The 25,500-nt window shown below is 65.2% G+C and carries 27 protein-coding genes; 13 read left to right on the top strand and 14 right to left on the bottom strand.

Annotation, left to right across the window (positions count from 1 at the left end; translation table 11 throughout):
• Positions 1–39: 39 nt before the first annotated feature.
• The 3 genes from XH84_RS20125 to XH84_RS20115 are packed head-to-tail and all read left to right on the top strand — an operon-like array spanning position 40 to position 2,865.
• Positions 40–747: a Tim44/TimA family putative adaptor protein gene (locus tag XH84_RS20125; protein WP_128921100.1), complete on the top strand. Its 708-nt coding sequence runs from the start codon at positions 40–42 to the stop codon at positions 745–747.
• A complete protein-coding gene (mltA, locus tag XH84_RS20120) occupies positions 725–2,278 on the top strand; it encodes a murein transglycosylase A (protein ID WP_164936471.1) in 1,554 nt (517 codons plus the stop codon). Before XH84_RS20125 ends, mltA begins: the two co-directional genes overlap by 23 nt.
• A complete protein-coding gene (locus XH84_RS20115) occupies positions 2,275–2,865 on the top strand; it encodes a Smr/MutS family protein (RefSeq protein WP_128921101.1) in 591 nt (196 codons plus the stop codon). Before mltA ends, XH84_RS20115 begins: the two co-directional genes overlap by 4 nt.
• Before the next feature lie 162 nt (positions 2,866–3,027).
• Here the strand turns inward: XH84_RS20115 and XH84_RS20110 are convergent, their stop codons facing one another.
• From XH84_RS20110 to hslV, 5 genes are all read right to left on the bottom strand, one after another.
• Positions 3,028–4,152, bottom strand: a complete 1,125-nt coding sequence (locus tag XH84_RS20110) for a hypothetical protein (RefSeq protein WP_128921102.1) — start codon at positions 4,150–4,152, stop codon at positions 3,028–3,030.
• 193 nt (positions 4,153–4,345) lie between these two features.
• The gene (gene hslU, locus XH84_RS20105) at positions 4,346–5,650 is read right to left on the bottom strand and encodes an ATP-dependent protease ATPase subunit HslU (RefSeq protein ID WP_128921103.1); all 1,305 of its coding nucleotides are present in this window, start codon (positions 5,648–5,650) and stop codon (positions 4,346–4,348) included.
• 52 nt (positions 5,651–5,702) lie between these two features.
• Positions 5,703–6,320: a DUF2585 domain-containing protein gene (locus XH84_RS20100; protein WP_128921104.1), complete on the bottom strand. Its 618-nt coding sequence runs from the start codon at positions 6,318–6,320 to the stop codon at positions 5,703–5,705.
• Complete coding sequence (locus tag XH84_RS20095) at positions 6,317–6,802, bottom strand: GNAT family N-acetyltransferase (RefSeq protein WP_128921105.1); 486 nt, start codon at positions 6,800–6,802, stop codon at positions 6,317–6,319. Before XH84_RS20095 ends, XH84_RS20100 begins: the two co-directional genes overlap by 4 nt.
• Before the next feature lie 188 nt (positions 6,803–6,990).
• Entirely contained in the window at positions 6,991–7,551 is a 561-nt protein-coding gene (hslV, locus tag XH84_RS20090; RefSeq protein WP_128921106.1) for an ATP-dependent protease subunit HslV, read from the bottom strand.
• A 204-nt stretch (positions 7,552–7,755) separates the two neighbouring features.
• Between hslV and hisB the strand changes: the two genes are divergently transcribed.
• The 8 genes from hisB to XH84_RS20050 all read left to right on the top strand — a co-directional run bounded on the left by hisB (position 7,756) and on the right by XH84_RS20050 (position 12,889).
• The gene (gene hisB / locus XH84_RS20085) at positions 7,756–8,349 is read left to right on the top strand and encodes an imidazoleglycerol-phosphate dehydratase HisB (protein WP_128921107.1); all 594 of its coding nucleotides are present in this window, start codon (positions 7,756–7,758) and stop codon (positions 8,347–8,349) included.
• Positions 8,350–8,417: 68 nt separating this feature from the next.
• On the top strand, positions 8,418–8,948 hold the full coding sequence (locus XH84_RS20080; protein ID WP_128921108.1) for a DUF2628 domain-containing protein: 531 nt from the start codon (positions 8,418–8,420) through the stop codon (positions 8,946–8,948).
• Positions 8,945–9,595 (top strand): imidazole glycerol phosphate synthase subunit HisH, encoded by a 651-nt coding sequence (hisH, locus tag XH84_RS20075; RefSeq protein ID WP_128921109.1) that lies wholly within the window; start codon positions 8,945–8,947, stop codon positions 9,593–9,595. The genes XH84_RS20080 and hisH overlap by 4 nt, the downstream gene beginning before the upstream one ends.
• Positions 9,583–10,329 carry a 1-(5-phosphoribosyl)-5-[(5-phosphoribosylamino)methylideneamino]imidazole-4-carboxamide isomerase gene (hisA, locus tag XH84_RS20070; RefSeq protein ID WP_245471774.1) on the top strand — a complete coding sequence of 249 codons (747 nt, stop codon included), beginning with the start codon at positions 9,583–9,585 and terminating at the stop codon, positions 10,327–10,329. The genes hisH and hisA overlap by 13 nt, the downstream gene beginning before the upstream one ends.
• A 3-nt stretch (positions 10,330–10,332) precedes the next feature.
• Positions 10,333–11,106, top strand: a complete 774-nt coding sequence (gene hisF, locus XH84_RS20065) for an imidazole glycerol phosphate synthase subunit HisF (protein ID WP_027561669.1) — start codon at positions 10,333–10,335, stop codon at positions 11,104–11,106.
• Positions 11,107–11,185: 79 nt separating this feature from the next.
• Positions 11,186–11,509, top strand: coding sequence for a phosphoribosyl-ATP diphosphatase (locus XH84_RS20060; protein ID WP_128921110.1), 324 nt, complete (start codon positions 11,186–11,188; stop codon positions 11,507–11,509).
• 83 nt (positions 11,510–11,592) lie between these two features.
• A complete protein-coding gene (gene coaA, locus XH84_RS20055; protein ID WP_128921111.1) occupies positions 11,593–12,549 on the top strand; it encodes a type I pantothenate kinase in 957 nt (318 codons plus the stop codon).
• Positions 12,550–12,649: 100 nt separating this feature from the next.
• The gene (locus tag XH84_RS20050) at positions 12,650–12,889 is read left to right on the top strand and encodes a hypothetical protein (RefSeq protein WP_128921112.1); all 240 of its coding nucleotides are present in this window, start codon (positions 12,650–12,652) and stop codon (positions 12,887–12,889) included.
• Positions 12,890–12,893: 4 nt separating this feature from the next.
• Here XH84_RS20050 and XH84_RS20045 read toward each other — a convergent pair whose 3' ends face one another.
• The 5 genes from XH84_RS20045 to XH84_RS20025 all read right to left on the bottom strand — a co-directional run bounded on the left by XH84_RS20045 (position 12,894) and on the right by XH84_RS20025 (position 19,267).
• Positions 12,894–13,952 carry an AI-2E family transporter gene (locus XH84_RS20045; protein ID WP_128921113.1) on the bottom strand — a complete coding sequence of 353 codons (1,059 nt, stop codon included), beginning with the start codon at positions 13,950–13,952 and terminating at the stop codon, positions 12,894–12,896.
• Positions 13,953–14,067: 115 nt separating this feature from the next.
• Entirely contained in the window at positions 14,068–14,697 is a 630-nt protein-coding gene (locus XH84_RS20040) for a histidine phosphatase family protein (RefSeq protein ID WP_164936472.1), read from the bottom strand.
• Positions 14,698–14,803: 106 nt separating this feature from the next.
• Positions 14,804–17,029, bottom strand: coding sequence for a PAS domain-containing hybrid sensor histidine kinase/response regulator (locus tag XH84_RS20035; RefSeq protein ID WP_164936473.1), 2,226 nt, complete (start codon positions 17,027–17,029; stop codon positions 14,804–14,806).
• A gap of 122 nt (positions 17,030–17,151) precedes the next feature.
• The gene (locus XH84_RS20030; RefSeq protein WP_128921115.1) at positions 17,152–17,619 is read right to left on the bottom strand and encodes a hypothetical protein; all 468 of its coding nucleotides are present in this window, start codon (positions 17,617–17,619) and stop codon (positions 17,152–17,154) included.
• Positions 17,620–17,728: 109 nt separating this feature from the next.
• On the bottom strand, positions 17,729–19,267 hold the full coding sequence (locus XH84_RS20025; protein ID WP_128921116.1) for a YifB family Mg chelatase-like AAA ATPase: 1,539 nt from the start codon (positions 19,265–19,267) through the stop codon (positions 17,729–17,731).
• Between the two features lie 227 nt (positions 19,268–19,494).
• Between XH84_RS20025 and XH84_RS20020 the strand changes: the two genes are divergently transcribed.
• Positions 19,495–19,740: a PilZ domain-containing protein gene (locus XH84_RS20020; RefSeq protein ID WP_018644993.1), complete on the top strand. Its 246-nt coding sequence runs from the start codon at positions 19,495–19,497 to the stop codon at positions 19,738–19,740.
• A gap of 80 nt (positions 19,741–19,820) precedes the next feature.
• Positions 19,821–20,594, top strand: coding sequence for a tetratricopeptide repeat protein (locus XH84_RS20015; RefSeq protein WP_128921117.1), 774 nt, complete (start codon positions 19,821–19,823; stop codon positions 20,592–20,594).
• Positions 20,595–20,615: 21 nt separating this feature from the next.
• On the opposite strand, the gene XH84_RS20010 is transcribed toward XH84_RS20015, so the two are convergent.
• The 4 genes from XH84_RS20010 to cpaB form a co-directional block, all read right to left on the bottom strand.
• Positions 20,616–21,905 (bottom strand): CpaE/TadZ family protein, encoded by a 1,290-nt coding sequence (locus tag XH84_RS20010; RefSeq protein ID WP_128921118.1) that lies wholly within the window; start codon positions 21,903–21,905, stop codon positions 20,616–20,618.
• Complete coding sequence (locus XH84_RS20005) at positions 21,902–22,636, bottom strand: CpaD family pilus assembly protein (protein WP_128921119.1); 735 nt, start codon at positions 22,634–22,636, stop codon at positions 21,902–21,904. Before XH84_RS20005 ends, XH84_RS20010 begins: the two co-directional genes overlap by 4 nt.
• Before the next feature lie 63 nt (positions 22,637–22,699).
• Positions 22,700–24,217 (bottom strand): type II and III secretion system protein family protein, encoded by a 1,518-nt coding sequence (locus XH84_RS20000; RefSeq protein WP_128921120.1) that lies wholly within the window; start codon positions 24,215–24,217, stop codon positions 22,700–22,702.
• Between the two features lie 10 nt (positions 24,218–24,227).
• Positions 24,228–25,043 (bottom strand): Flp pilus assembly protein CpaB, encoded by an 816-nt coding sequence (gene cpaB / locus XH84_RS19995; RefSeq protein ID WP_128921121.1) that lies wholly within the window; start codon positions 25,041–25,043, stop codon positions 24,228–24,230.
• Positions 25,044–25,500: the final 457 nt, after the last annotated feature.

Genomic DNA, 25,500 nt, shown 5'->3' with positions numbered 1-25,500 from the left:
AGCGAAGACCCAGAGCAAAGACCAGAAAGCGAATCCGACGTGGACATCTACACCATCATCTTCCTGGCGCTGGCGGTCTTTATCTTTCTGCGGCTGCGCAGCGTGCTCGGGCAGCGGACCGGCAACGAACGGCCGCCGTTCGACCGGACCGCGGCCCGCAATGCGTTGGGGGGTGCCCAGGACAACAACGTCGTGACCATGCCGGGCAAGGTGATCGACCAGGCCCCGTTGGCGCCGTCGGCCGATCCGACCCCGCCCTCCGACCGCTGGAAGGGCCTGACCGAACCCGGCACCGCGCTGGCGCAGGGCCTGGATGCCATCGTCGACAAGGATTCCACGTTCGACCCGCGTCATTTCATCTCGGGCGCCCGCGGCGCCTACGAGATGATTGTGCTGGCTTTTGCCAATGGCGACCGCCGCGCGCTGCGCGACCTGCTGTCGTCGGAGGTCTATGAGAGCTTCGACGCCGCGATCAAGGAGCGCGAGAAGAACGAGCAGAAGACCGAGACCCGCTTCGTCTCGATCGACAAGGCCGAGCTCGTCGGCGCCGAGCTGCGCGACCGCACCGCCCAGCTCACCGTGCGCTTCGTCTCGCAGATGATCTCGGCCACCCGCGACAAGGCCGGCAACATCGTCGACGGCAGCGCCGACACGGTGGCCGACATTACCGACATCTGGACTTTCGCCCGCGACATCACCTCTCGCGATCCGAACTGGAAGCTGGTTGGCACCGGAAGCGCGAATTAAGATCCTACTGAAGACCAGCGCGACCGCGCTTTGCGCAGGCGTCGTCGTGCTGTCGTCGTTTTCGCTCGGCGCCGAGGCGGCGCGGCGCCACTATCGCAACCATCACCATCATCATCCGCCGCAATTGCCTGCCGCACCATTGCGGGCCTTGCCCTATCCGCAGCTTCCTCTGCCGTTCGAAATTCCAGGCGCGCAATATTTGCCGCTGGCCTGGGCGGATGTGAAAGGCTGGAGCGATGACGATCACCTCGCCGCTTACAAGACGTTCCGCGCCAGCTGCCGCTCGATCAATGCGCAGAACGGCGCGGCTGAACCCAAGGCTGAACCCAAGGCGCTCGGTGGATCGCTGAGCGAACCGTGCCGGGCGGCAAAACCGCTCGAGATCACCGACGACGCCAAAGCCAAGACTTTCTTCGAGGAGAATTTCGCGCCGCTGCGAATCTCGCGCCTCGGCGAGCCCGATGGTTTCGTCACCGGCTATTACGAGCCGGTGCTGGAGGGATCGCGCACGCAGACCGAAATCTACAACGTTCCGGTCTACCGCCGCCCCTCGAATCTGTTCGTGCGCGGCTACAAGCAGGATTCGGTGAGCCTGCCCAACAAGGGCCCAGTCTATCGCAAGATCGGCCGCCGCAAGCTGGTGCCCTATTACGACCGTGGCGAGATCGAGGACGGCAAGATCGCCGGCCGCGGGCTGGAGATCGCCTGGCTGAAGGACCCGACCGATCTGTTGTTCGCGCAGATCCAGGGCTCGGCGCGGATCAAGTTCGACGACGGAAGCTCGGTCCGGCTGAACTACGACGCCTATAACGGCTATCCCTACACCGCGGTGGGGCGCATCCTGATCGAACGCGGCATCATTCCGAAGGAAGAGATGTCGATGCACAAGATCAGGGAATGGATGGCGCAGAATCCTGATGGGGCCAAGGAGCTGCGCCGCCAGAACCGCGCCTACATCTTCTTCCGCGAGGTCAACCTCTCCGACAAGGACGAGGCGGTGGGCGCGCAAGGCATTCCGCTGACGGCGGGACGCTCGATCGCGGTCGATAAATCGCTGCATGTTTACGGCACGCCGTTTTTCATCGAGGGCGAGCTGCCGATCGAATCCGAACGCGCAAAGACGCCGTTCCACCGGCTGATGATCGCGCAGGACACCGGCTCGGCGATCATCGGGCCCGCGCGCGCCGATCTGTTTTTCGGCGCCGGTCAGGACGCCGGACGCGTCTCCGGCCGGCTGCGCCATCCCATGCACTTTGTGATGCTGGTGCCGAAGGGCCTCGATCCCTCCGTGCGCGCCGCGCGGCTGCCGGTGCCTGATCCGCGCCCCACCGAGAAGATCGCAAAGCTGTTTCCGCAAACCGATCCGAGCAAGGGGATGACGAAACCGGCCGCTACCGCCGGCTCAGCGGACAACAAGAACGAAACGATTGCCACCGCCGGTCCTGTCCCGCTACCAGTGCCGCGTCCTGCGATCGAGCCTGCCTCCGAGCCGCGGCGTCCCGTGAAGAATCGTCCTCATCGGCAGCAATGAAACGACCGTCCCGTCCGCCCGTGCTGGAGCCTCGCCCCTCGCCGCGCCGCCGCGCGCTGAGCGAGGAGGAGCGCGCGCTGTGGGACTTCGTTGCCAAACAGGTCAAGCCGCTGCGGAAGCATCGCGCGGCGAAAGCGCACGCCGCTCCGCGCACCGAGCCTTTGCCCGCAATATCCGTCTCGCGGCCAGCGCCATCGCCTCGGCCGATTGCCGCAGCGCCGGCGCCGCGCACCACAAAACCGGCCGTCCCACCGCTGGCTCCGCTCGGCAAGCGCGAGCGGACAAAGCTGTCGCGCGGCCGCAGCGAGATCGAGGCGCGGCTCGATCTGCACGGCATGACCCAGACGCGCGCCCATCGCGCGCTGAGCGGCTTTCTGCACCGCGCCCATCACGACGGCCTGACCTTCGTGCTCGTCATCACCGGCAAGGGCCGCAGCGGCGGCGAAAGCGGCGTCCTGCGGCGTCAGGTGCCGGAATGGTTGAGCCTGCCGGAATTCCGCGCCTTCGTCGTCGGCTTCGAGACGGCCCATATCGGCCACGGCGGCGAGGGCGCGCTGTATGTGCGGATCAGGCGGGCGAGGCTCTAGTTGTTTTACACCTCTCCCGCTTGCGGGAGAGGTCGGCGCGTCCCGGGCGATGCGAAGCATCGTCCCGAGCGCCGGGTGAGGGCTTTCTCCTCTTGGGGAATCCCTCTGCGGAAACACCCTCTCCCCAACCCTCTCCCGCAAGCGGGAGAGGGAGCGCACCGTCTAAAACGGCCGGACGATGCCGACGCGCGGGATCAGGGTGATGATCAGGCCGAAGATATTTGTCTTGCGATCCTCGGCCGGAATCAGCGGAGCTTCCTGCTTCGCCGGCAGCATCTTCACCGCGTGCAGGATCAGGAACAGGCAGACCGCCCAGTTCGAAATCCAGCGCGAATAGTCGAACACCATCGCGAACATCACGAGAGTGGCAAGGCTGACGCCGATCAGCGCCGCGATCACGAGCCGCTTGTGCAGATCGCTGGCGAGCGCACCGACCAGGCTCGCGAAGAAGCGCCACAGCGGCGTGTGCAGCCAGATCAGCAGCGCGAACACCGGCACGCCGAGGATGTTGTGCGGCAGGCGCCCCCAGGTGTCCGAGACCTCCTTCGCCAGCGGCTGGTACCAGATATAGGCGAATTGCAAGAGGTCGGTGCGCGACGGATCGGCCATGCGCGTTTTCAAGTACGCGACGAAGTCCGCTTCCGGAATCGGCATCGTTCCCCAAAATTGCGCGGCGAAGAACAGCGCGGAGACGACAAGCGAGGCGATAATGCCGAAGACGACGTTGCTGCGATTGAGCCCGTAAGCGAGATAGTGCCTGATCACGACGATGGTAACGATGGTCGGCACATACATCAACAGATGAATGTGGTGGATCAGCACGAGGATGACCGAGAACAGCGCTGCTGTTGCGACGAACAGCAGCGAGCCCGCCGGCATCAGCAAGAGGACGAGCGCGAGCGCACAGCCGTAGATGTCGAAATGGCCGAGCGTGTGCATGAAATTCTTCAGGAAGAACGGCGAGCCCGCCATCAAGACGAACAGCGGCAGCGTCTTGGCGGTGAAGCCGAAGGTCTTCTGAAACAGTCTTGCATAGAGGCCGAGCGTGATCAGCCACGTCGCCCCGCCGAGCGCGAACACCAGCCACACCGGCACCTTGTCGGTGAACAGCGCGACGATGGCGCCGACCAGGGCGCGCTTGATGAAGCCGAAATGATAGTCGACCAGGAGGTGGATGTAGGGGACGTAAGGCGGCAGCTCGATCTTGTGAACGAACACGCCGACGATGACCGCCGCGTTGATCGCGAGCAACAGGCGCCAGGGATTTTTCTGAATTTGAGCGATCACGCCGCACCTGAAGTGGCGCGAACTACCTCCGCTGTCGTCCCGGGCAAGCAAAGCGCGACCCGGGACCCATAACCACAGGAGGTCGAGTGTGCCGGGATCGGAGCCGCCATCTGTTTCAACAAGGACCGCTGGTGGTTATGGGTCCCCGCGTTCGCGGGGACGACGCCGGAATGAATACCGCGGGCCTGTCGAATTACAAAATAAACCGGCTCAGATCCGCGTTCTTGGCGAGGTCGCCGACGTGCTTCTGCACGAAATCCGCATCGACCCGGACGGTCTCGCCGTTGCGGTCGGGGGCGGTGAAGGAGATCTCGTCCAGCACCCGCTCCATCACGGTCTGCAACCGTCGCGCGCCGATGTTCTCGACGGCCGAGTTCACGGCAACCGCGACGTCGGCCAGCGCGTCGATCGCGCCGTCGGTGATGTCGAGCGTCACGCCCTCGGTCTGCAACAAGGCAACATATTGCTTGATCAGCGAGGCCTCGGGCTCGGTCAGGATGCGGCGCATGTCGTCGCGGGTCAGCGCCTGCAATTCGACGCGGATCGGCAGGCGGCCCTGCAATTCCGGCAGCAGGTCTGACGGTTTGGCGACATGGAAGGCGCCGGAGGCGATGAACAGGATGTGGTCGGTCTTCACCGCGCCGTGCTTGGTCGAGACCGTGGTGCCCTCGATCAGAGGCAGTAGATCGCGCTGCACGCCCTCGCGCGAGACGTCGCCGGCGGCGCGGCCCTCGCGCGCGCAGATCTTGTCGATCTCATCCAGGAACACGATGCCGTTGTTCTCGACCGCGCTGATCGCCTCCAGCGTCAGCTGATCATTGTCCAGCAGCTTGTCGGATTCCTCGTTGACGAGGATTTCGTGCGAGCCCTCGACCGTGAGCCGCCGCGTCTTGCTGCGGCCACCGAGCTTGCCGAAGATGTCGCCGATCGAGATCGCGCCCATCTGCGCGCCCGGCATGCCCGGGATCTCGAACATCGGCATGCCGCCGCCCGAGGACTGCGTCTCGATCTCGATTTCCTTGTCGTTGAGCTCGCCGGCGCGCAGCTTCTTGCGGAAGGATTCCCGCGTCGTGGACGAGGCATTGGCACCGACCAGCGCATCGAGCACGCGCTCCTCGGCGGCGAGCTGAGCGCGGACGTGCACGTCCTTGCGCTTTTTCTCTCGGACCTGGGCGATCGCGACCTCGACGAGATCGCGCACGATCTGCTCGACGTCGCGGCCGACATAGCCGACCTCGGTGAATTTCGTCGCTTCCACCTTCAGGAACGGCGCGTTCGCGAGTTTTGCCAACCGCCGCGCGATTTCCGTCTTGCCGACGCCGGTGGGGCCGATCATCAGAATGTTCTTCGGCAGCACCTCTTCGCGCAAGGAGCCGGACAGCTGCTGCCGCCGCCAGCGGTTGCGCAGCGCGATCGAGACGGCGCGCTTGGCATCGGCCTGGCCGACGATGAAACGATCGAGTTCGGAAACGATTTCGCGGGGGGAGAAGTCTGTCATGGGACCTTAGCTAGGGTCAGTTGCGGGCGAGGACAAGCCGCTTTTTCAGCCGTCAGATGATCGGCAGGCCGGATTGCCATTGCTTCACGACGTCGATCGGATGGATCAGCATCAGGATGTTGAGCGTCAGATTGTCGCGAATGTGGAGCGCCAGCATGATCTCGAAGGCGAGGCCGATCAGGACGGTTATCGAGACCGGCAGCACGCGCGCGGCGAGGAACCCCAGCATCATGGCCAGAGTGTCGGAGACCGAGTTGACGATGCTGTCGCCGTAATAATCCAGCGAGATCGTGCCGGCGCGGTAGCGCTCGATGATGAACGGCGAGTTCTCGACGATCTCCCAGGCACCTTCGATCAGCATCGCGACGATCAGCCGTGCCGGCCAGGAGAGAGGCAGGAGCGGCAGGCGCGCGAACAACAGCCAGGTCAGGCCGTAGAACAGGAAGCCGTGCAGAACGTGCGAGAAGCTGTACCAGTCGGCGATATGCTGGGAATTCTCCGAGCTGTTCACCACGCCGTGCCACAGCTTGATGGTGCCGCAGGTGCAGATCGGCACCCGGCCCATCGCGAACAGGATCGCGGCCTGCAGCGCCAGCAGCGATGGCGCGATGGCGGCCCAGCCGAACGGCGGAAACGCGACCTTGCTCTCGCGCGCGTGGACCAGCGTCACGGCTCACGCACCATCAGCAGTGCCGCCGCATCCGGCGTATCGACTATGCGGTCGCGGAGGAAGCCGGCTTTCTCATAGGCGCGCAAGGCGCGTGCGTTGAAGGGGGCAGGATCGGTGACCATGCGCGGCAGACCCCTGCGAAACTGCTCATCGACGAACTGGCGGATGAACGCCGAGCCGTGACCGCGTCCGATCATGTCGCTTTCGCCGATGAACTGGTCGATCCCACGCGTGCCCTCCGGTTGTGGCCCGAAGCCTGTATTCCAGCCGGTCAGTCGATAGCACTGAAGATAGCCGAAGGGCTTGTCGCCGGCCAACACGATGAACTGGTCCATGGCGGGTTCATCGAGATCGCCGCTGACGAGGGCAAACTGCTCGTCCGGATCGCCCCACCAGTCCCGCACATGCACCTCGCCGAGCCACCGCCGGATCAGCGGCAGGTCGACGGCGGTCATCGGGCGGAAGGCGTAAATGGGTGCCACTCAGTTACCAAAGCTATGCTGCGCCCCTCTCCCGCTTGCTTGCGGGAGAGGGTCGTGGAGAGGGTGTCTCTACAATGGGACAGCCCCCAGAGGAGAGAGCCCCACCAGGCGCTTCGCGCCGACCTCCCCCGCAAGCGGGAGAGGTCGCACCGAGCTCGCGGATGGGCGTTCGGACAAATTACGCTCCACTATCCGGTCGCCAGGCTCTCGATGGTCACATTGCGGTTGGTGTAGACACAGATGTCCGCGGCGATGTCGAGGGAGCGGCGGACGATGGTCTCGGCGTCCTTGTCGGTGTCGAGCAGGGCTCGGGCCGCCGCCAGCGCGTAATTGCCGCCCGAGCCGATTGCCATCACGCCGGCCTCGGGCTCCAGCACGTCGCCGGTGCCGGTCAGCACCAGGGAGACGTCCTTGTCGGCCACGATCATCATGGCCTCCAGCCGCCGCAGATAGCGGTCGGTGCGCCAGTCCTTGGCGAGCTCCACCGCGGCACGGGTCAGCTGCCCCGGATATTGCTCGAGTTTGGCTTCCAACCGCTCGAACAGGGTGAAGGCGTCGGCGGTGGCGCCGGCAAAGCCGCCGATCACGTCGCCCTTGCCGAGCTTTCGGACCTTCTTGGCGTTGGACTTGATCACGGTCTGGCCGATCGAAACCTGGCCGTCGCCGCCAACCACCACCTTGCCGCCCTTGCGGACCGTCAAAATCGTGGTGCCGTGCCAGCTAGGCGAGCTGTTCTGGGAAGCCTGCATGAATGATCCTCGTTGTCCGGCCTGATTTAGGCGGTCGGGGGCAAGGGGACAACCTGGGCACAACGGGCCGTTCCGGGCCGAATTTCGCTCACCATAGGCAGAAGTAGAGGGCCCGCCAGCCGTTCCCGCAGTAGCGAAGGCGTCATTTGGCTGTTAATAGACAGGCGTTTTCGGCTCTCTAGCTAGGATGAAAGCCAGCTTTCAATGCGCACCGCGACGATCAAGCGCAAGACCAAGGAAACCGACATCGAGGTCTCCGTGAACCTCGATGGCACCGGCGTGGCCAATATCGCGACCGGCATCGGCTTTTTCGACCATATGCTCGATCTTCTCGCCCGCCATTCCCGCATCGACCTCACGGTCAAGGCGGTGGGCGATCTGCACATTGATTATCACCATACCACCGAAGACACCGGCATCGCGCTTGGCCAGGCGGTCAAGCAGGCGCTCGGCAACATGGCGGGCATCACCCGCTATGCCGGCGTGCACATGCCCATGGACGAGACGCTGTCGCGCGTGGTCATCGACATCTCGGGCCGCCCGTTCCTGGTGTTCAAGGCCGACTTCCCCCGCGACAAGATCGGTGAGTTCGATACCGAGCTGGTGCGCGAATGGTTCCAGGCCTTCGCCATGAACGCCGGCGTGACTCTGCACGTCGAGACCCTATATGGCGATAACAGCCACCATATCGCCGAGTCCTGCTTCAAGGGTCTGGCGCGGGCGCTGCGCACCGCCGTCGCGATCGATCCGAAAGCTGTGGGCGAGATCCCGTCCACCAAAGGCTCGCTCGGCGGCTGACGTCTTTCGGCCAGCGGCGGCACGCGCCGCTTGCGGTATCACTGAATCCCTAGGAACGGGGCATCACCATGCCTGTCTACACAGTTCATGCTCCCTCCCCGGCCGGAGCCGATCTGCGCGCGACCGACAAGTTCGTGTTCGTGCGTGACGGTTTTCATTTCTGGGCGATGGTCTTCGGCCCGTTCTGGCTGCTGTGGAATCGGCTGTGGCTGGCTCTGATCGGCTACCTGATCTTCGTGGCTGCATTCAATGCGGGGCTGTCGAGCCTTGGCGTCGGACGCTCGTCGATCTTCTTCGCCGATCTCATCGTTGCGCTGCTGATGGGCCTTGAGGCCGCGAGCCTGCGTCGCTGGACGCTGTCGCGCGGCAAATGGCGCCAGCTCGACGTGGTGGTTGCGGACGACGAGGACACCGCCGAGCGCCGCTTTTTCGAGCGCTGGAGCCAGAAGCAGCACGGCATCGTCAACGATCAATGGGCCGTCGATCGCGGCGGCCCGCCGCCGACCCGCAATGTGCCGGGCCAGCAATTTTCGAACCCGCCGCCTATTCCGGCCGGCGGCATCATTGGATTGTTTCCAGAACCGGGAGGGTCAAGATGAGCGTCGCCATCATCGATTACGGTTCCGGGAATCTGCATTCCGCCGCCAAAGCCTTCGAGCGCGCCGCGCGCGGCCTGGAGAACCCGCAAAAGGTTTTCGTCACCAGCGATCCGGACCAGGCCTATGAGGCTGACCGCCTGGTGCTGCCGGGTGTCGGCGCCTTTGCCGATTGCCGACGCGGGCTCGATGCCGTCAACGGCATGGTCGAGGCGATCACCGAAGCCGTGCGCGTCAAGGCGCGGCCGTTCTTCGGCATCTGTGTCGGCATGCAGCTGATGGCGAGCCGCGGCAAGGAGCATGTCGTCACCGAAGGCCTGAACTGGATCGGCGGCGACGTCGAGAAGATCACGCCGCGCGACGAGAGCCTGAAGATCCCGCACATGGGCTGGAACACGCTCGACCTGCTGCAAGAGCATCCGGTGCTGAACAAGCTGCCGCTCGGCCCCAAGGGCCAGCATGCTTATTTCGTGCACTCCTACCACCTCAACGCCGCCAACGAGGCGGACGTGCTCGCGCGCGCCGATTACGGTGGGCCCGTCACCGCGATCGTCGGCAAGGACACCGCCATCGGCACGCAGTTTCACCCCGAGAAGAGCCAGCGTTTTGGCCTCGCTCTGATCTCGAACTTCTTGCGATGGAAACCGTGATTCTCTTCCCCGCGATCGACCTCAAGAACGGCCAGTGCGTGCGCCTCGAGCAAGGCGACATGGCCCGCGCGACCGTGTTCAACCTCAATCCGGCGGCGCAGGCGCAGAGCTTTGCCAAACAGGGCTTTGAGTATCTCCATGTCGTCGACCTCGACGGCGCCTTCGCCGGCAAGCCGGTGAACGCCGAGGCCGTCGAGGCGATGCTGAAGACGATCAAGATTCCGGTGCAGCTCGGCGGCGGCATTCGCGATCTCAAGACCGTCGAAGCCTGGCTCGACAAGGGCATCACCCGCGTCATCATCGGCACCGCCGCAGTGCGCGATCCGGAGCTGGTGAAGTCCGCTGCGAAGAAATTCCCCGGCCGCGTCGCGGTCGGTCTCGACGCCCGTGACGGCAAGGTCGCGGTCGAGGGCTGGGCCGAGACCTCGCAGGTCACGGTGCTCGAGATCGCACAGCGGTTCGAGGACGCCGGCGTCGCCGCCATCATCTTCACCGACATCGCGCGTGACGGTCTGCTCAAGGGCCTGAACCTGGATGCAACCATCGCGCTCGCCGACGCCATCTCGATTCCCGTGATCGCCTCCGGCGGCCTTGCCTCGATCGAGGACGTCAAGGCGATGCTGACGCCCCGTGCGAAAAAGCTCGCCGGGGCGATCGCCGGCCGCGCGCTTTACGACGGCCGGCTCGATCCGGCTGCGGCCCTCAGTTTGATCCGCGACGCGCGCAGGAGCTGACACATGTTCAAGGTCCGCGTGATCCCCTGCCTCGACGTCAAGGACGGCCGCGTCGTCAAAGGCGTCAACTTCGTCGACCTGCGCGATGCCGGCGACCCCGTCGAAGCCGCGATCGCCTATGATGCTGCCGGCGCCGACGAGCTCACCTTTCTCGACATCACAGCCACTCACGAGAACCGCGGCATCATGCTGGACGTGGTCCGCCGCACCGCGGAAGCCTGCTTCATGCCTGTGACCGTCGGCGGCGGCGTGCGTGAGGTCAACGACATCAAGACGCTGTTGCGCGCGGGCGCCGACAAGGTCTCGATCAACAGCGCCGCTGTATCCCGGCGCGAGTTCGTCAAGGAAGCGGCGGAGAAGTTCGGCGAGCAGTGCGTCGTGGTTGCGATCGACGCCAAGCGGGTGAAGCGTCCGGGCGGCGACCGCTGGGAGATCTTTACGCATGGCGGGCGCAACTCGACGGGTATCGACGCGATCGAATATGCCCAGGAAGTGGTCTCGCTCGGCGCCGGTGAAATCCTGCTCACCTCGATGGACCGCGATGGCACCAGGCAAGGATTCGACATCCCGCTGACCCGGGCGATCGCCGACAGCGTGCCCGTTCCGGTGATCGCCTCGGGCGGCGTCGGCAATCTCGACCATCTCGTCGACGGCATCCGCGACGGACACGCCACGGCCGTGCTGGCGGCCTCGATCTTCCATTTCGGGGAATTCACCATTCGCGAAGCCAAGGAGCACATGGCCCGCCGCGGGCTGGCGATGCGCCTGGATGCCTGACGACTCCCGTGCATAAAAGTGCTACATGAGGTAACGGGGAATGGCCTCCGTGGCCTCATGTGTTTTCCGAGTAAGTCCGATGCCGCGTTTCACGATCCACGATTTGGCCGAGACCATCGACGCCCGCGCCGCGGCTGGCGGCGAGGCGTCCTATACCCGCAAGCTCCTGGACAAAGGCGCCGAGCATTGCGCCAAGAAGTTCGGGGAAGAGGCAGTCGAAACCGTAATCGCAGCAGTCGAAAACGATCGCGCGCATCTGGTCGCTGAAAGTGCCGACCTGCTCTATCATTTCCTTGTGCTTTTGAAGGCACGCGGCATAAAGCTGGAAGAGGTCGAGGCGGCGCTTGGCAAGCGCACTTCGATGTCGGGGTTGGAAGAAAAGGCGTCGCGCAAAAGCGATTGAGGTTATTGTTTGGGCATGATCTTGTCGGAAAACCGCTTCACACTTTTCCGGATCATGCTCTAGAGCAACGGAAAGGCGGCGTCATGGATATCCGCGCACCCGAGCAGCAGTATAATCCCTACCGCGTCTATACGCGCGAAGAATGGGCGCGCTTGCGTGACGACACGCCGATGACGCTGGAGCCGGGCGAATTCGACCGGCTGCGCTCGCTGCACGACCGCCTCGATCTCAAGGAAGTCGAGGACATCTATCTGCCGCTGTCGCGCCTGCTCTCGATCTACGTCGATGCGATGCAGCGCCTGTATTACGCCGAGCGCCAGTTCCTCAACATCCGCGACCGCAAGGTGCCCTACATCATCGGTGTCGCCGGTTCGGTCGCCGTCGGGAAGTCCACCACGGCCCGTGTGCTCCAGGCCTTGCTGGCGCGCTGGTCGCCGCGTCCGAAGGTCGACCTGATCACCACCGACGGATTTCTGTACCCTAAGGCCCTGCTCGAGCGCCAAGGCATTCTGCAGAAGAAGGGCTTTCCGGAGAGCTACGACCTGCCGCTGCTGCTGAGCTTCCTCTCCGACATCAAGTCCGGTCGCCGCCATGTGCGTTCGCCGGTCTACTCGCATCTGACCTACGACATCGTGCCGAACGAATGGGCGGAGATCGACCAGCCCGACATCCTGATCGTCGAGGGCGTCAACGTGCTGCAAACCGGCAAGCTGCCGCGCGACGGCAAGGCGGTGCCTGTGGTCTCCGACTTCTTCGATTTCTCGGTCTATATCGACGCCGACGAAGCAGCGTTGCGGCAATGGTACATCAAGCGCTTCCTGGCGCTGCGCGACACCGCGTTCACCAATCCGAAATCCTACTTCAACCGCTATGCGCTGCTGTCGGACGACGAAGCCACCGCCACCGCCACCGCGATCTGGGAGCGCACCAACCTCGCCAATCTCGAGGACAACATCCTGCCGACCCGCCCCCGCGCGACACTGATCCTGAAGAAGGGGGCGGATCACGCAGTGGAGAGCGTGGCGTTGCGAAGGCTGTAATCGCGCCGGTTGACGAGATCCTGGATCGTTCGGGCAAAGTGTCTTTTGTTGCAGACGGGCAAAAGGTATTCGACTATGAGCTTCGAAACGCGAGGGCTCCATGGTTGATCGTCTGAGAAGCGCTGCGGAGCAGCTCGAAGCACCGACCTGCCCCGATTGCCACATCGAGATGAGATGGTACCGCTCGGAGCTGCTCGCGGACGAGCCGGTTCCGGTCATCGCGCATCTCTTTGTTTGCCCGCACTGCAAGCGCGCCGCGCAGACGGAAACCATCTTCAAGGGGACTCTCGGCCCGCCTGATAAACTCTCCGCGCCGCGCTTTATGGCTCACGCCGCGTAACGGATCACTTGCAGGCCTGCTGTCGCTCTTTCGACCCGATGAAGATGTGCCACGCCGTCAGGAACATTGCAGCGACGAGCGGGCCGATGACGAAGCCGTTCGCCCCGAAGGTCGCAAGGCCGCCCAGGGTCGCGAGCAGCACAACATAGCTCGGCATCCGGATCGACTGGCCGACCAGGACCGGGCGGAGGAAGTTGTCGGCAAGACCGATCACGAAGGTCCCGAACGCAAGCAGGATGATTCCCTTCGTCACGGCGCCGGCCACAAGCAAATAGAGGCCGGCCGGAACCCAGACCAGGGCGGAGCCGAGCACGGGCAGAAGCGAGAGCAGCGCCATGATGGCGCCCGCCAGCAGCGGCGCGGTCAGGCCGAGCAGCCAGAAGATCAGCCCGCCAAGCGCTCCCTGGATCATGGCAACCAGGATGATCCCCTTGATGGTCCCGCGAACGGCCAGCGTGAACGCGTCCAGGATCTCGGCGGTATGGCTCGCGCGCAGCGGCAGCGCGTGGCGGATGCGCAGGTTCAGCTCGTCACCGTCGCGCAGGAAGAAGAACAGCAGGTACAGCATCACGAGCAGGCTCGCGACGAACTCCAGCGTCAACTGACCGATATTGATCGCGTGGCCGGCCAGCTGCTGGCCAGCCGGCACCACCAGGCTCGACAGGCGTTCTTTCAGGGCGGTCAGATCGATGCCGACCAGGCGATCTGACATGGAGGCGGCCCAGTCCGGCAGCGCGGCTTTCAGCTGCTGCAGGGGATGAGCCAGATTGATCTCGCCGGTCTGAACGCGCTGATAAAGCTCGCCTCCCTGGTCGACGAGCGAAGCGATCACGATCCCGACCGGGATCAGGACCATGACGACCACGACCATGACGGTGGAAAGTGCGGCAAGGTTGCGCCTTTCCGGAAACGTCCGCAGGCAGCGTCGATAAAAGGGCGCGAAGATGATCGCCAGCAGCGTGGCCCACAACAAGGCGCCAGAGAACGGCCAAAGCAGCCAGCCGAACGCGAGAGTAATGACGCCGAGCCAGACCAGGAATGAGCGGTCTTCCGATGTTCTCACGTGTCGCCGGCCTCCAGTCGCACCTCACGCGACGTTGGTAGCACAGGACCATGGCGGAGCGGCAAGTCACGCCCCCGCCTCCGTCGCGCCGGCGGCCGAGGTTGGATGCGGCCTGTCACTTGCCGGTTTTCGCAGCCCAATCGGCGATCTTGATGCGTCCTGCAAACGTGGCGGGACCAGAGCCGCTGGCCTTGTAGACGAAGGCTTCGCCTTCCTGGACGTCGCCGGCCTCTTTGCCGAAGGCATCGGCGATGTTGGTCTTGTGGGTAATCAGGAAATTGTTGTTGCCTGCTTTCGGGGGCGCATCGACAAGCTGACGCACGGCCTGTCCGGCCTTTGCATTGGCCCCGGTCGGGTTTGCCATCCCCGATGCGCTGGCATTGCTGCTGTCCGTCAACGCACCGACCGGCTTGACCTCGCGGCCGGAGATCAGCTTGCCGGCCTCGATCGCGCGGTTCAGCCGGCTGCTGTAGACATCGCCGATCGGGATCGCGAGCGCCTTGATCGCCGCCCCGATCTGGCGCGCCATGTCCCTGCCCTTGTCGCTGAGCTGGCGCTGGGCGCTCATATCGTCGAACTTGAACGGGTAGACGTCCTTTTGGCTGTCGTCGGTGGCGGTGTGCCGAAAGATCAGCACAAAGCCGCCTTGCTTGAGCGAATCGATGAGCTCCGGGGTATCGGCTGCGGCGTGTCGGGAAATTCCAGCGAGGAGGACAACAAGTGCGAGGCGGCAAAGCACGTTCATGCGCAAAATCCTCTCGTGCAAATGCCCCCGGAGGATGGTGACGCGCAACGCGGTCGATTTCAATTGTCGATAGCCGGCCCGACCTAGGTTCCCGCGAGGTTCCCAATCAGACCGACAGCCGCTGCGATGCCGCGAGCCCGGCCAGCGCTTCGTCGAGCTTATCGCGATCGAGCGGCTTGATCAGAAACCCGGTCATGCCGGCCTCGAAGCAGGCATAGCGATCCTCCACCAGCGTATTGGCGGTAAGCGCGAGGATCGGCGTGTGATGGCCGCCCGTGGCCGCCTCATGCGCGCGGATGCGCTTCGTCGCCTCGATGCCGTCGAGCTGCGGCATCTGGATATCCATCAGCACGAGATCATAGGGCGTGCCGGCCGACGACGCGGCGAGCCAGGATTCCAGCGCGGCCTCGCCGTGGACGGCGATCACGACGCGATGGCCGAGTTTCGTCAGCAGCGAGCGCATCAGCAGCGCGTTGATCTCGTTGTCCTCGGCGACGAGGATCGACAGGCCCTTTGCGGCGGTCGCGCCGGCAGCTTCAGCCGCTGGTTCCGGCGCGAGATCGGGCGAGGCGACCGCCGGCGTCAGCGCAAGACGCGCGGCGAGCGAGGCCGCCCGCAGCGGCTTCACCAGAAAGCCGGTGAAGGCCGGCGACAGCTTTTCATGCCGCGAACTCGACGTCAGCAGCACGAGGCGCTGCAGCGCATGTGCGCGGGCTCTTTCGCCCAGCTGGTCGGTCATTGCGGGGCCGATCGCACGATCGATCAGCACCGCGTGCCAGGAGCGTTCCGGCAGCAGCGCTTCGGCAACCGCCGCGTCCGCAACCAGGCAGGTCTGGCCGCCCCAGCGCTCCAGGCGCCGCGCAATCAGCGAAGCCTCGATGCCGTCGGCGACGAGGAGGATCGACCTGCCGGCGAGGTCGGGGCTCGGAAAGGCGGTCTGTCCCGCGCTCGCCTGCGACGGCGGAAGCGGTACTGCGATCTCGAAGGTCGAGCCTTTGCCCGGCTCACTGGTGAGCGTGATCCGGCCGCCCATGCGCTTGACGATGCGCTCGCTGATGGCAAGCCCGAGCCCGGTGCCGCCATAGGTGCGGGCGACGCGCTCGTCGGCCTGCTCGAATTCGCGGAAGATGCGCTGCTGCGCCTCGGGCGCGATACCGATGCCGGTGTCGCGAACCAGGAAGCTGATCTCGTTCGCCCAGATGCCGGGCTCGACGATCAGCGCGACGCCGCCGTGAGCGGTGAACTTGATGGCGTTGCCGGCGAGGTTGAGCAGCACCTGGCGCAGCCGCGCGGCGTCGCCGACGACTTCCAGCGGCAGGCGCTCGTCGACATAGGCGGCGATCTCGAGCGACTTTGCCTGCGCGCGCGGCGCAAGCAGCTCGGTGATCTCCTCGACCAGGGTCGAGAGCGCGAAGGGGCGCTGCTCGAGATCGAGCTTGCCGGCCTCGATCTTGGAATAGTCGAGCAATTCCTCGATCAGCGACATCAAGGCTTCGCCCGAGGTCTTGACCGCCTTGGCATAGGTCGCCTGCTCCGGCGTCAGATTGGTGTCGAGCAAGAGGCCGCCCATGCCGATGATGCCGTTGAGCGGCGTACGGATCTCGTGCGAGGCCATTGCGAGGAAGCGCGATTTGGCGCGGTTGGCGGCGTCGGCCTGGTCGCGCGCGTCGGACAGTGCGCGTTCGGTCTCGGTGCGATCGGTGACGTCGCGCCCCACGCTCTGCAATTCGGCGGGCTGGCCGGCATCGAGGCGGACATAGCCCTCCCGCCAGGCGATCCAGCGCGGGCCGAGCAGGGTTGCGATCTTCTGGTCGTGGATGCGCGTGCCGTTGCTCTCGCGCGCGCTGTCGCCCTGCTCCAGCACGTCGAAATCGAAACGCGTGCCGACCAGCGCGCCGCGCTTCTGTCCTGCGAGCGCGCAATAGGCCTCGTTGGCAAAGGTGATGCGGCGGCTGGTGTCGCGCAGCACGATGAGATCGCCCTGCTGCTCGAACAGGCTGCGGGCGCGTTCTTCCGCTTCCTTCAGCTCCCAATTGCGGTCGATCAGCGTCTCGTTGTGGGCGGCGAGCGTACGCAGCCGCTTGCCCACGAAACGCAGGCGCATGCTCAGCGTCGCAAGGCCGAGGCAGGCGAGCGCGAACAGGAAGCTCGCGCCGATCGCAAAGGCGTGGGGATCGTAGCCGGAGTTTTCCGACCGGCTGCCGGACACGAAACCATAGGCGCCGCCGAAGGTCGCCGAGAAGATCACGAAGGAGCGGATCGCGAAGGCGATGCGGGGGTGCTGTCGCCTGAAGCGGCGCATGCGCACCTTGATCCGGAACGTCCGACCCATCGCCACCGACCCCGACTCTTGTCCGAAACCCCGTTGCCGTATGCGACGATGGCCCGCCGACCTTGCGAACAGTTTGAGGCTTCGGCTCAGCCTCCAAACAGGGTTGATGAGGTATTAACGCTTCAGAGCGAAGCCGCCTGGAGATGGCGGTGGCTGTCGCGGGCGCCGACGATCAGCGCCGCCGCCTCGCGCTGCGAGAACGACTTCGAGCGCACATAGATGCGGTAATCCGCCGGTCCTTCGGTGGAGAGATAGATCACCTGGCCGCCATCGACCGGCTGAGCGGCTATCGAGACGAGGCGCGTCGAGGGATTGGCCTGACAGGAATCCGGCTCGGAACCGAGGCCGTCGTCGACCACGGTGAAGTCCGCAGCGTCGGCATCGTCAGTGACCTGCACCCGTACCGTGGCCCGTTCCGGATCTTCGGTGAAGGCGACGTGCACGCCGGCGGTCCAGAACAGCGACGTCAGCTCGACCGAGGTTTCGCCGAGGGCGATGCAGGGATGTGAGACCGATCCGATCTCGGCGCGGGCAAACACCGCAGCCGCCAACACGGGAACGACCGAGGCCAGGATCTTGAAACGCAACATGACACTCTACTCGCCGGGGCCCTCGGGAACGCGAAACCGAAATCAGCGGGCCGTATGGTTTGCAGAGCGTAAAGGAAACTCGTTACCGCCGGGTTGATGCGCGGTATGATCAAGCCATCTGCCGCACATCCTCCGCGAGTGCGCGATAGGACAGCGCTTCGGCGAGATGCAGCCGGCCGATCTTGTCGGCATGATCGAGGTCGGCCAGCGTGCGCGCCACCCGCAGCACGCGGTGATAGCCGCGCGCCGACAGCCGCATCGTCTCGGCGGCGTCGCGCAGCAATTTTTGACCCTGCGCGTCCGGCTTGGCGATCTCCTCCAGCACCGAGGCGGGCGCCTCGGCATTGGTGCGAACTTTGGGCAGGCCGGCATCGGCGTAACGTGCGAGCTGGATGTCGCGCGCCGCCGCCACGCGCGCGGCGACCTCGGCCGAGCCCTCCGCCGGCGGCGGCAGGATCAGATCGGCCGCGGTCACGGCCGGCACCTCGATGCGAAGATCGATGCGGTCCATCAACGGGCCCGAGATGCGCGCCTGGTAGTCGCCGGTGCAGCGGTCGATGCGGCCGCGCTTGCAGGCATAGCCCGGCTCGAACGCGTTGCCGCAGCGGCACGGATTCATCGCCGCGACCAGCATGAAGCGGGCAGGGTAGGTGACGCGGTGATTGGCGCGCGACACCGCGACGTCGCCGTTCTCCAGCGGTTGCCGCAGCGAATCCAGCACGCGCGGATCGAATTCGGGCAGCTCGTCGAGGAACAGCACGCCCTGATGCGCCAGCGAGATCTCGCCGGGCTTGGCGCGCATGCCGCCGCCGGTGAGCGCGGCCATGCTCGCGGAATGATGCGGCGAGCGGAACGGCCGCCGCGCCGTCAGCGCGCCGCCTTCGATCTCGCCGGCAACGGAGGCGATCATCGAGACTTCGAGCAGTTCGCCCGGCGACAGCGGCGGCAGGATCGAGGGCAGCCGTGCCGCCAGCATCGACTTGCCGGCGCCGGGCGCGCCGATCATGAGCAGATGATGGCCGCCGGCAGCTGCGATCTCCAGCGCCCGCTTGGCGCTTTCCTGACCTTTGATGTCGCGCAGGTCGAGCGTGGACGCCGCGGCTTCGTGGACCTTCGGCGAGGGCCGCGACAGCACCTGCGTGCCCTTGAAATGGTTGGCGATCTGGATCAGCGAGCTTGCTGCGATGATCTGGATGTCCGGGCTCGCCCATGCCGCTTCGGAGCCGCAAGCCGCCGGGCAGATCAGCCCTTCCTCGCGCATATTGGCGCCGATGGCGGCGGGAAGAACGCCGGCCACGGGCGCGATCGAGCCGTCGAGGCCGAGTTCGCCGAGAACGGTGAAGCCGGTCAGCGCATCCGGCGGGATCGCCCCGATCGCCGCCATCAGGCCGAGCGCGATCGGCAGGTCGTAATGGCTGCCTTCCTTGGGCAGGTCGGCCGGCGCCAGATTGACGATGATCCGGCGCGCCGGCAATGCCAGCCCCGAGGCGATCAACGCCGAGCGCACCCGCTCGCGCGCCTCCGACACCGCCTTGTCCGGCAGGCCGACGATGGCAAAGGCCGGCAAGCCCGGCGCGACCTGGACCTGCACGTCGACCGCGCGGGCCTCGATCCCCTCAAAGGCGACGGTGGAAACCCGCTGAACCATGCTCAAACCAGCCTGCCCCTCTCGCACAATTAGGGGTAGCAGAGCCTGGCTCTCTTCGCAAGAACAATACAGGAACGTTCGGGGAAGGCGGGCATCCCTAACAAGTCGTAAACGCCAAGCCGACACTACGCTTCGAATGCCGGCTTCTGTCCTCAGCACATTCCAACGAATGTTCGCTACTCCTAAGCCTGCGGGATGGGCCGTGGTCTAACGGGTGAACAATTCAAATGCTTGCAAATCGCCGGAGAAGCGAACGTCGGGTGTGCAGCCGGCTCGCCAAGATCCATTTTGGCGCGGGCTCGCTGCCGCGGGACTGCACGATCACGGATATCTCGGATGGTGGCGTGAAGGTGGTGGCGGAATTTCTGGAAGTGCCGCCGCAATTCACCATCATCTTCGCGCCGGATTATTCCCGCCAATGCCGCCTGCGCTGGCGCATCGGCTGCGAGTTCGGTGCTGAATTCGTCGATTGAGACGCAAGGGCTCCGCGTCCTTAACGGGACTTTAGCGTTAATCGGTAAGCATCTCTGATCAGTTGCCGAGTGATCAGAGTATGTCCAAGCGTTTGTCCCTCGCCTCTCCCCCGGCGAGATTTCTGTGGTCCGCCGTTCTGATCCTTGCCCTCGGCGGCTGTCAGACCACCGGCCTCGAGGACGTCACCGGTGCGCTCGGCGGCAAGCAGGAGCCCGCCGCCAACGCCAACGCCCGGCCGGAGATGGACGCACTCCGCGAGCGTTACCGCGCCAAGCCCAGCGATCCCGCAATCGCGCTCGAATACGGCAAGGCGCTGCGCGACAGCGGCCAGCGCGCGCAGGCGGTCGCGGTGCTGGAACAGGCCGTACTCGCCCATCCCAGCAACAAGGCGCTGCTCGCCGGCTATGGCCGCGCGCTCGCCGACAGCGGCAATTTCCAGCAGGCCTTCGACGTCCTCAGCCGCGCGCATACGCCCGAGGACCCCGACTGGCGCATCCTGTCGGCGCAGGGCGCGGCGCTCGACCAGCTCGGCCGCAACGAGGAAGCGCAGCAATACTACGCCGCGGCGTTGAAGATCGTGCCGAACGAGCCGACCGTGCTGTCCAATCTCGGCCTGTCCTATATGCTGCAAAACAATCTGCCGAAGGCCGAACAGGTGCTCGGCCGCGCTTATCAGCGCAATCAGAACGATGCGCGGGTCCGCGCCAATCTGGCTCTGGTGCTGGGATTGCAGGGCCGCGAGGCCGAGGCCGAAATCCTCGTGAAGGCAGATTTGCCGCCGGACCAGGCGGCGGCCAAGGTCACGGCGCTGCGGCAGCTATTGGCGAAGAAGCAGCAACGGGCGGACAAGTAGTCCGCCCTTTTTGGTGTCAGTTTACGACGCCTTACGATGCGGGGCCGATGGGCGGCCCGGCCGGCCCTTCAGCTTCCTCAGCAGTGGCTCCAGCAGCGAACGCTTCGGCTTCTTCACCTCGCCGCGGCCGGCGAGGCGGTTCGCCATGCTCTGAAACAGCGCGGAGGTGCGGTGGTTCTTGGAGACTTCCGCGATCATCTGGCCGTTATTGGCCGCGGTCGAGAACAGCTTCGAATCGAACGGGATCACCGCGATCGGCTGGCTCTCCATGGTCTTGGCGAACGCCTTGACGTCGATCTCCGCGCGCTTGTGCATGCCGACCTGGTTGAGACAGTACAGCGGCGGCCGGTCGTTCGGCCGCGCCGCTTTCAGCACGCTCAGCATGTTCTTGGTGTTGCGCAAGTTCGCGAGATCGGGCTCGGCGACGATCACGATGTCGTCGGCGTTCACCAGCGCGCGCCGCGTCCAGCCCGACCATTGGTGGGGAACGTCGAGCACGATGCAGGGCGTGGTCATGCGCAGCGTGTCGAACACGGCGTCGAAGGCTTCGGCGCCGAAATCGTAGACGCGGTCAAGGGTGGCAGGCGCAGCGAGCAGGCTGAGGCGCTCGGTGCATTTGGCGAGCAGGCGCTCCATCAGCGCCGTGTCCGGCCGGTCCTGCGACAGCACGGCGTTGGCGATGCCCTGTACCGGATCCTGGTTGTAGTCGAGGCTCGCGGTGCCGAAGGCGAGGTCGAGGTCGATCACGACTGAATCGAGCGAAAGGTCGCGGGCGATGGTCCAGGCCACATTGTGCGCGACGGTGGAGGCGCCGACGCCGCCCTTGGCGCCGACCACTGCGATGACGCGGCCGGTGATGATGGTCTCGGAGGCCGAGAACAGGCTGCAGATCGAGCGGACGACGTCGAGGGTTTCGACAGGTCCGACCACATAATCGTTGACGCCGCGGCGCACGAGCTCGCGATAGGGCGCCGTGTCGTTGGGATTGCCGATCACGACCACACGCGTGCCGGGGTCGCAGACGCCGGCGAGGTCGTCCAATCCCTCGAGGATGTCGCGCGTGCCGTCGGATTCGATCACGATCACGTTCGGCGTCGGCATCGATTCATAGACTTCGATCGCCGCGGCAAGGCCGCCGTCCTTGGCGGTGAGGTGCGCCTTGGCGAGCCGGCGGTCCTGCCCCGCCGCGGTCACTGCGGCGAGCGTCTGTTCGGTCTCGCAAAAGGCCTGCACCGAGATGCGAGGAACCGGCGCGATGTGTTCCTCGGGGTGCTGCGGATCGTCCGCGTCTTCGTCGTGGAGCCGTGTCATTTGCCGGTATCGCTGAGCTTGGCCTTGTCGGCCTCGGGATTGGGAGACGCGATCGCGGTGCCTTTGCGATAGCGCTCGAAGGCGATGTTGCGCCGCGCGGTATAGGAGGGCGTCTCGGATCGCGGCTGCTCGAGATCGGCCGGGTTGTCGATCATTGCCGCGAGGTTGCGCTGGCTGGCGCAGCCCAGATTGAAATAGGGCCGGTTCTCGTTGTAGCCGGGATCGAGGATGGAGGGGCCGACGTCTTCCGGCCACAGACCGCAGGGACCTGCAACGGCGGTGATCTTCGAATAGCTGAGGCGGATGGTGGGCAGCAGCCCGGGGTCTTCAGGGCGATAGGGATGCTGGACAATGGCCCGCGACGGCACGCCGCCGGATGCGAGCACGGAATGGATCTCCCGATAGGTTGTGGCCGCCGCGCGCGAATTCGCGCTGTCGACGGGGACGTCGACGACGACGGAGCCGGTGCCTTCGCGCACCCAGTCCTGCGCAATGCCCGCGACATCAGAGTGCTGCGCGGCAGAAAGACCGCCTCGCGCCTTGCCGACGAAGATCACGATCGACTTCTTGCCCTCCTGCACCGCGATCGGGTGACGCTGGCGGTAATCGGTCGGCACCGTCTGGGTGACGATCTCGCCGGTGGTGTTGCAAGCGCCGAGCATGACGGACAGCCCAGTCAATGCCAGCGCGATCCCAAAGCTGCGACGTCGATCGGCTGATGTTGTCGTCATCGCCCAGTCCCCTTTTGCCCCGTGTCTTGGCCTGTTCTTGCCCCGGTCTCCAAACCGTTCGCCTCAGTCGATGATGAAGCCGAAATCGCCGGGCGTGCCGTTGATCGGATCGACGCGCCGCGTGATGCCGTAGAGGCGGTTCATGCGGCCGAGCAGCGCCGTCTGCGCATCGGAGGCCGGCGCGAAGCCGTCGTCGGGCCGCGCCAATTCCTTCTGGGCGACTGCGCGCACCACATAGGGCGTCACGATCACCATCAATTCGGTCTCGTTGTTGACGAAGTCCTGGCTGCGGAACAGCGCGCCGATGATCGGCACCTGGTCGACACCGGGCAGGCCGTTGATCGCCTGCTTGGTCTGCTGCTGGATCAGGCCGGCCATCGCCATCGAGCCGCCCGAGGGAATTTCGAGCGTGGTTTCGGCGCGGCGGGTCTGGACCGAGGGGATGGTGATCGAGTTGCTCGAGGTCGAGGACACCGCCTGGGTCAACGTGATCGAATTCGTATTCGACAGCTCCGAGACCTCGGTCATCACGCGCAGGCTGATGCGGCCTTCGCTCAGCACGACCGGAGTGAAGTTCAGGGAGATGCCGAACTTCTTGTAGGTGACCTGGGTGGTACAGACGTGGGTGACCGGATCGCAGGAATAGCCTGCGGGGATGGGGAATTCGCCGCCGGCGATGAAGGTGGCGGATTCGCCCGAGATCGCCGTCAGGCTCGGTTCGGCGAGCGTCCGCATGACACCGGCGCTTTCCATCGCGCGCATGGTGGCGCTGACGGTCGCGACGCCCTTGGCGAGGCCGGCGACGCCGAGCCCGTTGCTGCCGACGATCGGTCCGCCCGAGACCGAGAACGGGTTGGAATTGTTGAAATTCACCACCGCCGTGCCGGCATTCAGGCTGGCGCTGAGATCGACGCCGAGCTGTTTGACGATGTCACGGCGCACTTCGCCGACGACGACCTTGAGCATCACCTGGTCGCGGCCGCGCACGACGATGTTGTTGACGACCTTGTCCGATCCGCCGACCAGCTTTGCGGCGACGTCGCCGGCCTGCTGCGCCTCGACCGGGCTCGACACCGATCCGGTCAGCATCACGCTGTCGCCGACGCCCTCGATCTGCACGCCCGGCAGCGACTGCCGCAGGGCCGCGCGCATGCCGTTGAGATCGCGCTTCACCGCGATGTCATAGGAGGCGACCTGCTGGCCGTCGGCGGCGAAGAAGACGACGTTGGTCTGGCCGACCTGACCACCGATGATATAGGCGCGCTGAGCCGAGCGGATGACCGCATTGGCGATCTTGGGATCGGCCACCAGCACGTCCTTGACCTCGCGGGGCAGGTCGATGACGACAGATTTGCCGATACCAAGCGAGAGAAAACGCGTCCTCGCCGGCGCGATCGTCGCGACCGGCGACACACCGAGATCCGGCGCCTGCATCGGCGCCTGGTCGCCGACCGGCGCGTCCGCCGCGCTGACGCAACCTGGCGCTGCGAGAAGCCCCAGCATCAGCATCGTCCCCGTCCAGAACGAGCCCGCGCGCTTCCCCCGAATGCGCAGCCCCGTCCGATCATCCCCGTATTTCATTCTGTCCCCATCACTTCTGTGACGTTAGCTGCCGCGTCTGTACGCCGAAGCGGATGACGTTGACGCCTCCGGAGCGTTTGGCTCCTTGGTCCTCGACGGTGACTTCCGCCGCGTTGGCATCGACGATGCTCCGCAGCGCAAGCTGGAGCGTGCCGCCCTGGCGCGCGGCCGACAGCGTGGCGACCTGGTCGGGCTTGAGCTCGAGTGTGACGGTCTTGCCGATCACGGCGTTCTGACCGTCCTTTTCCTTCGGTGCCTGGTCGATCGCGAGCACGCGGATATTGGTCAGGATGACCTCGGACAGGATGAGGTCGTTGCCGCCGGTCGGCGCGTTGGCGCCTTCAGGACTCTTCAGCCGGCGGGTCAGCACGATATCGACGCGGTCGTTCGGCAGGATGAAGCCACCGGCGGCGGTCTCGGCGGAAATCTCGGTCGAAACGGCGCGCATGCCGGAGGGCAGGATCGCGGCCATGAATCCGGAGCCTTCGGCCTTGACCAGCTTCTGCTCGCGGATCGGCTCGCCCTGCATCAGGGGAACGCGCGCGATCGAGCCGGCGATCTGGCTTTGGGCCTCGGGCCTGCTGTCACGGCGGATGAACGCGCCGCTCGCAGTTGCCGCCGGCCAGGTCTGCCATTGCAGATCCTCGGGCTTGAGCGCCTGGCCGAGCTGGATGTCGTTCTTCGCGATGAGAACTTCGACCGTCGGCAGCTTCTCAGCCACGGGCGCGACGGGCGCAGAGGCATTCTGATAGCCGCTCGCCAGATACGCGGCGACGCCGCCGGCCGCGAGCGCGATGACGAGGACGATAATGCGTGCGGTGTTCATACGCTTTACTCATACGCGGGGCACTCGAACCGCACCTGGCGGGTCCCCCCATGTCGATGAGTAGGGAGTAAAAGTATAAGGGGTGTTGCGAGGCCGACCGCGCCTGCCGGTCACGCCGGGGTCTTTCCGCAGATGGTGAACGTCGCGTTAGCCGGTCGGCCAGCGGCCCCGTAGATTCACGTATTTCCGCGCGTGCGTTGGCACCTGACGGGGGACGTCATGGTGAATGGGTGGTTAGTGATGAGCTCGCGACGATGCGAGTGAGGCCGTAGTAGCTCGCCGCAACATCGCTGTCGTCCCCGCGAACGCAGGGACCCATAACCACAGGGAGGAGTTGCGGTGCCAAGCGGCAACTCCGAGTCCTCGTAACCATATCTTCCCGTGGTTATGGGTCCCGGATCTGCGCTTCGCTTGTCCGGGACGACGTTGGGGAGAGAGTGCGGACTCTCCAGCGCGA

Origin of the sequence: Bradyrhizobium nanningense, assembly GCF_004114535.1 — a bacterium.
GTDB classification, from domain to species: domain Bacteria; phylum Pseudomonadota; class Alphaproteobacteria; order Rhizobiales; family Xanthobacteraceae; genus Bradyrhizobium; species Bradyrhizobium nanningense.
The sequence above is the reverse complement of the archived record's forward strand: the minus strand, read 5'-3'. Positions and strand labels throughout refer to the sequence as shown.

Excerpts from the sequence above, each read along its gene's own strand:
- XH84_RS20115 (WP_128921101.1), top strand. The coding sequence starts at position 2,275 with ATGAAACGACCGTCCCGTCCGCCCGTGCTGGAGCCTCGCCCCTCGCCG.
- hslU (WP_128921103.1), bottom strand. The coding sequence starts at position 5,650 with ATGACAGACTTCTCCCCCCGCGAAATCGTTTCCGAACTCGATCGTTTC.
- hslV (WP_128921106.1), bottom strand. The coding sequence starts at position 7,551 with ATGCAGGCTTCCCAGAACAGCTCGCCTAGCTGGCACGGCACCACGATT.
- hisB (WP_128921107.1), top strand. The coding sequence starts at position 7,756 with ATGCGCACCGCGACGATCAAGCGCAAGACCAAGGAAACCGACATCGAG.
- XH84_RS20080 (WP_128921108.1), top strand. The coding sequence starts at position 8,418 with ATGCCTGTCTACACAGTTCATGCTCCCTCCCCGGCCGGAGCCGATCTG.
- hisH (WP_128921109.1), top strand. The coding sequence starts at position 8,945 with ATGAGCGTCGCCATCATCGATTACGGTTCCGGGAATCTGCATTCCGCC.
- hisA (WP_245471774.1), top strand. The coding sequence starts at position 9,583 with ATGGAAACCGTGATTCTCTTCCCCGCGATCGACCTCAAGAACGGCCAG.
- hisF (WP_027561669.1), top strand. The coding sequence starts at position 10,333 with ATGTTCAAGGTCCGCGTGATCCCCTGCCTCGACGTCAAGGACGGCCGC.
- XH84_RS20060 (WP_128921110.1), top strand. The coding sequence starts at position 11,186 with ATGCCGCGTTTCACGATCCACGATTTGGCCGAGACCATCGACGCCCGC.
- coaA (WP_128921111.1), top strand. The coding sequence starts at position 11,593 with ATGGATATCCGCGCACCCGAGCAGCAGTATAATCCCTACCGCGTCTAT.
- XH84_RS20050 (WP_128921112.1), top strand. The coding sequence starts at position 12,650 with ATGGTTGATCGTCTGAGAAGCGCTGCGGAGCAGCTCGAAGCACCGACC.
- XH84_RS20040 (WP_164936472.1), bottom strand. The coding sequence starts at position 14,697 with ATGAACGTGCTTTGCCGCCTCGCACTTGTTGTCCTCCTCGCTGGAATT.
- XH84_RS20035 (WP_164936473.1), bottom strand. The coding sequence starts at position 17,029 with ATGGGTCGGACGTTCCGGATCAAGGTGCGCATGCGCCGCTTCAGGCGA.
- XH84_RS20030 (WP_128921115.1), bottom strand. The coding sequence starts at position 17,619 with ATGTTGCGTTTCAAGATCCTGGCCTCGGTCGTTCCCGTGTTGGCGGCT.
- XH84_RS20025 (WP_128921116.1), bottom strand. The coding sequence starts at position 19,267 with ATGGTTCAGCGGGTTTCCACCGTCGCCTTTGAGGGGATCGAGGCCCGC.
- XH84_RS20020 (WP_018644993.1), top strand. The coding sequence starts at position 19,495 with ATGCTTGCAAATCGCCGGAGAAGCGAACGTCGGGTGTGCAGCCGGCTC.
- XH84_RS20015 (WP_128921117.1), top strand. The coding sequence starts at position 19,821 with ATGTCCAAGCGTTTGTCCCTCGCCTCTCCCCCGGCGAGATTTCTGTGG.
- XH84_RS20010 (WP_128921118.1), bottom strand. The coding sequence starts at position 21,905 with ATGACACGGCTCCACGACGAAGACGCGGACGATCCGCAGCACCCCGAG.
- XH84_RS20005 (WP_128921119.1), bottom strand. The coding sequence starts at position 22,636 with ATGACGACAACATCAGCCGATCGACGTCGCAGCTTTGGGATCGCGCTG.
- XH84_RS20000 (WP_128921120.1), bottom strand. The coding sequence starts at position 24,217 with ATGAAATACGGGGATGATCGGACGGGGCTGCGCATTCGGGGGAAGCGC.
- cpaB (WP_128921121.1), bottom strand. The coding sequence starts at position 25,043 with ATGAACACCGCACGCATTATCGTCCTCGTCATCGCGCTCGCGGCCGGC.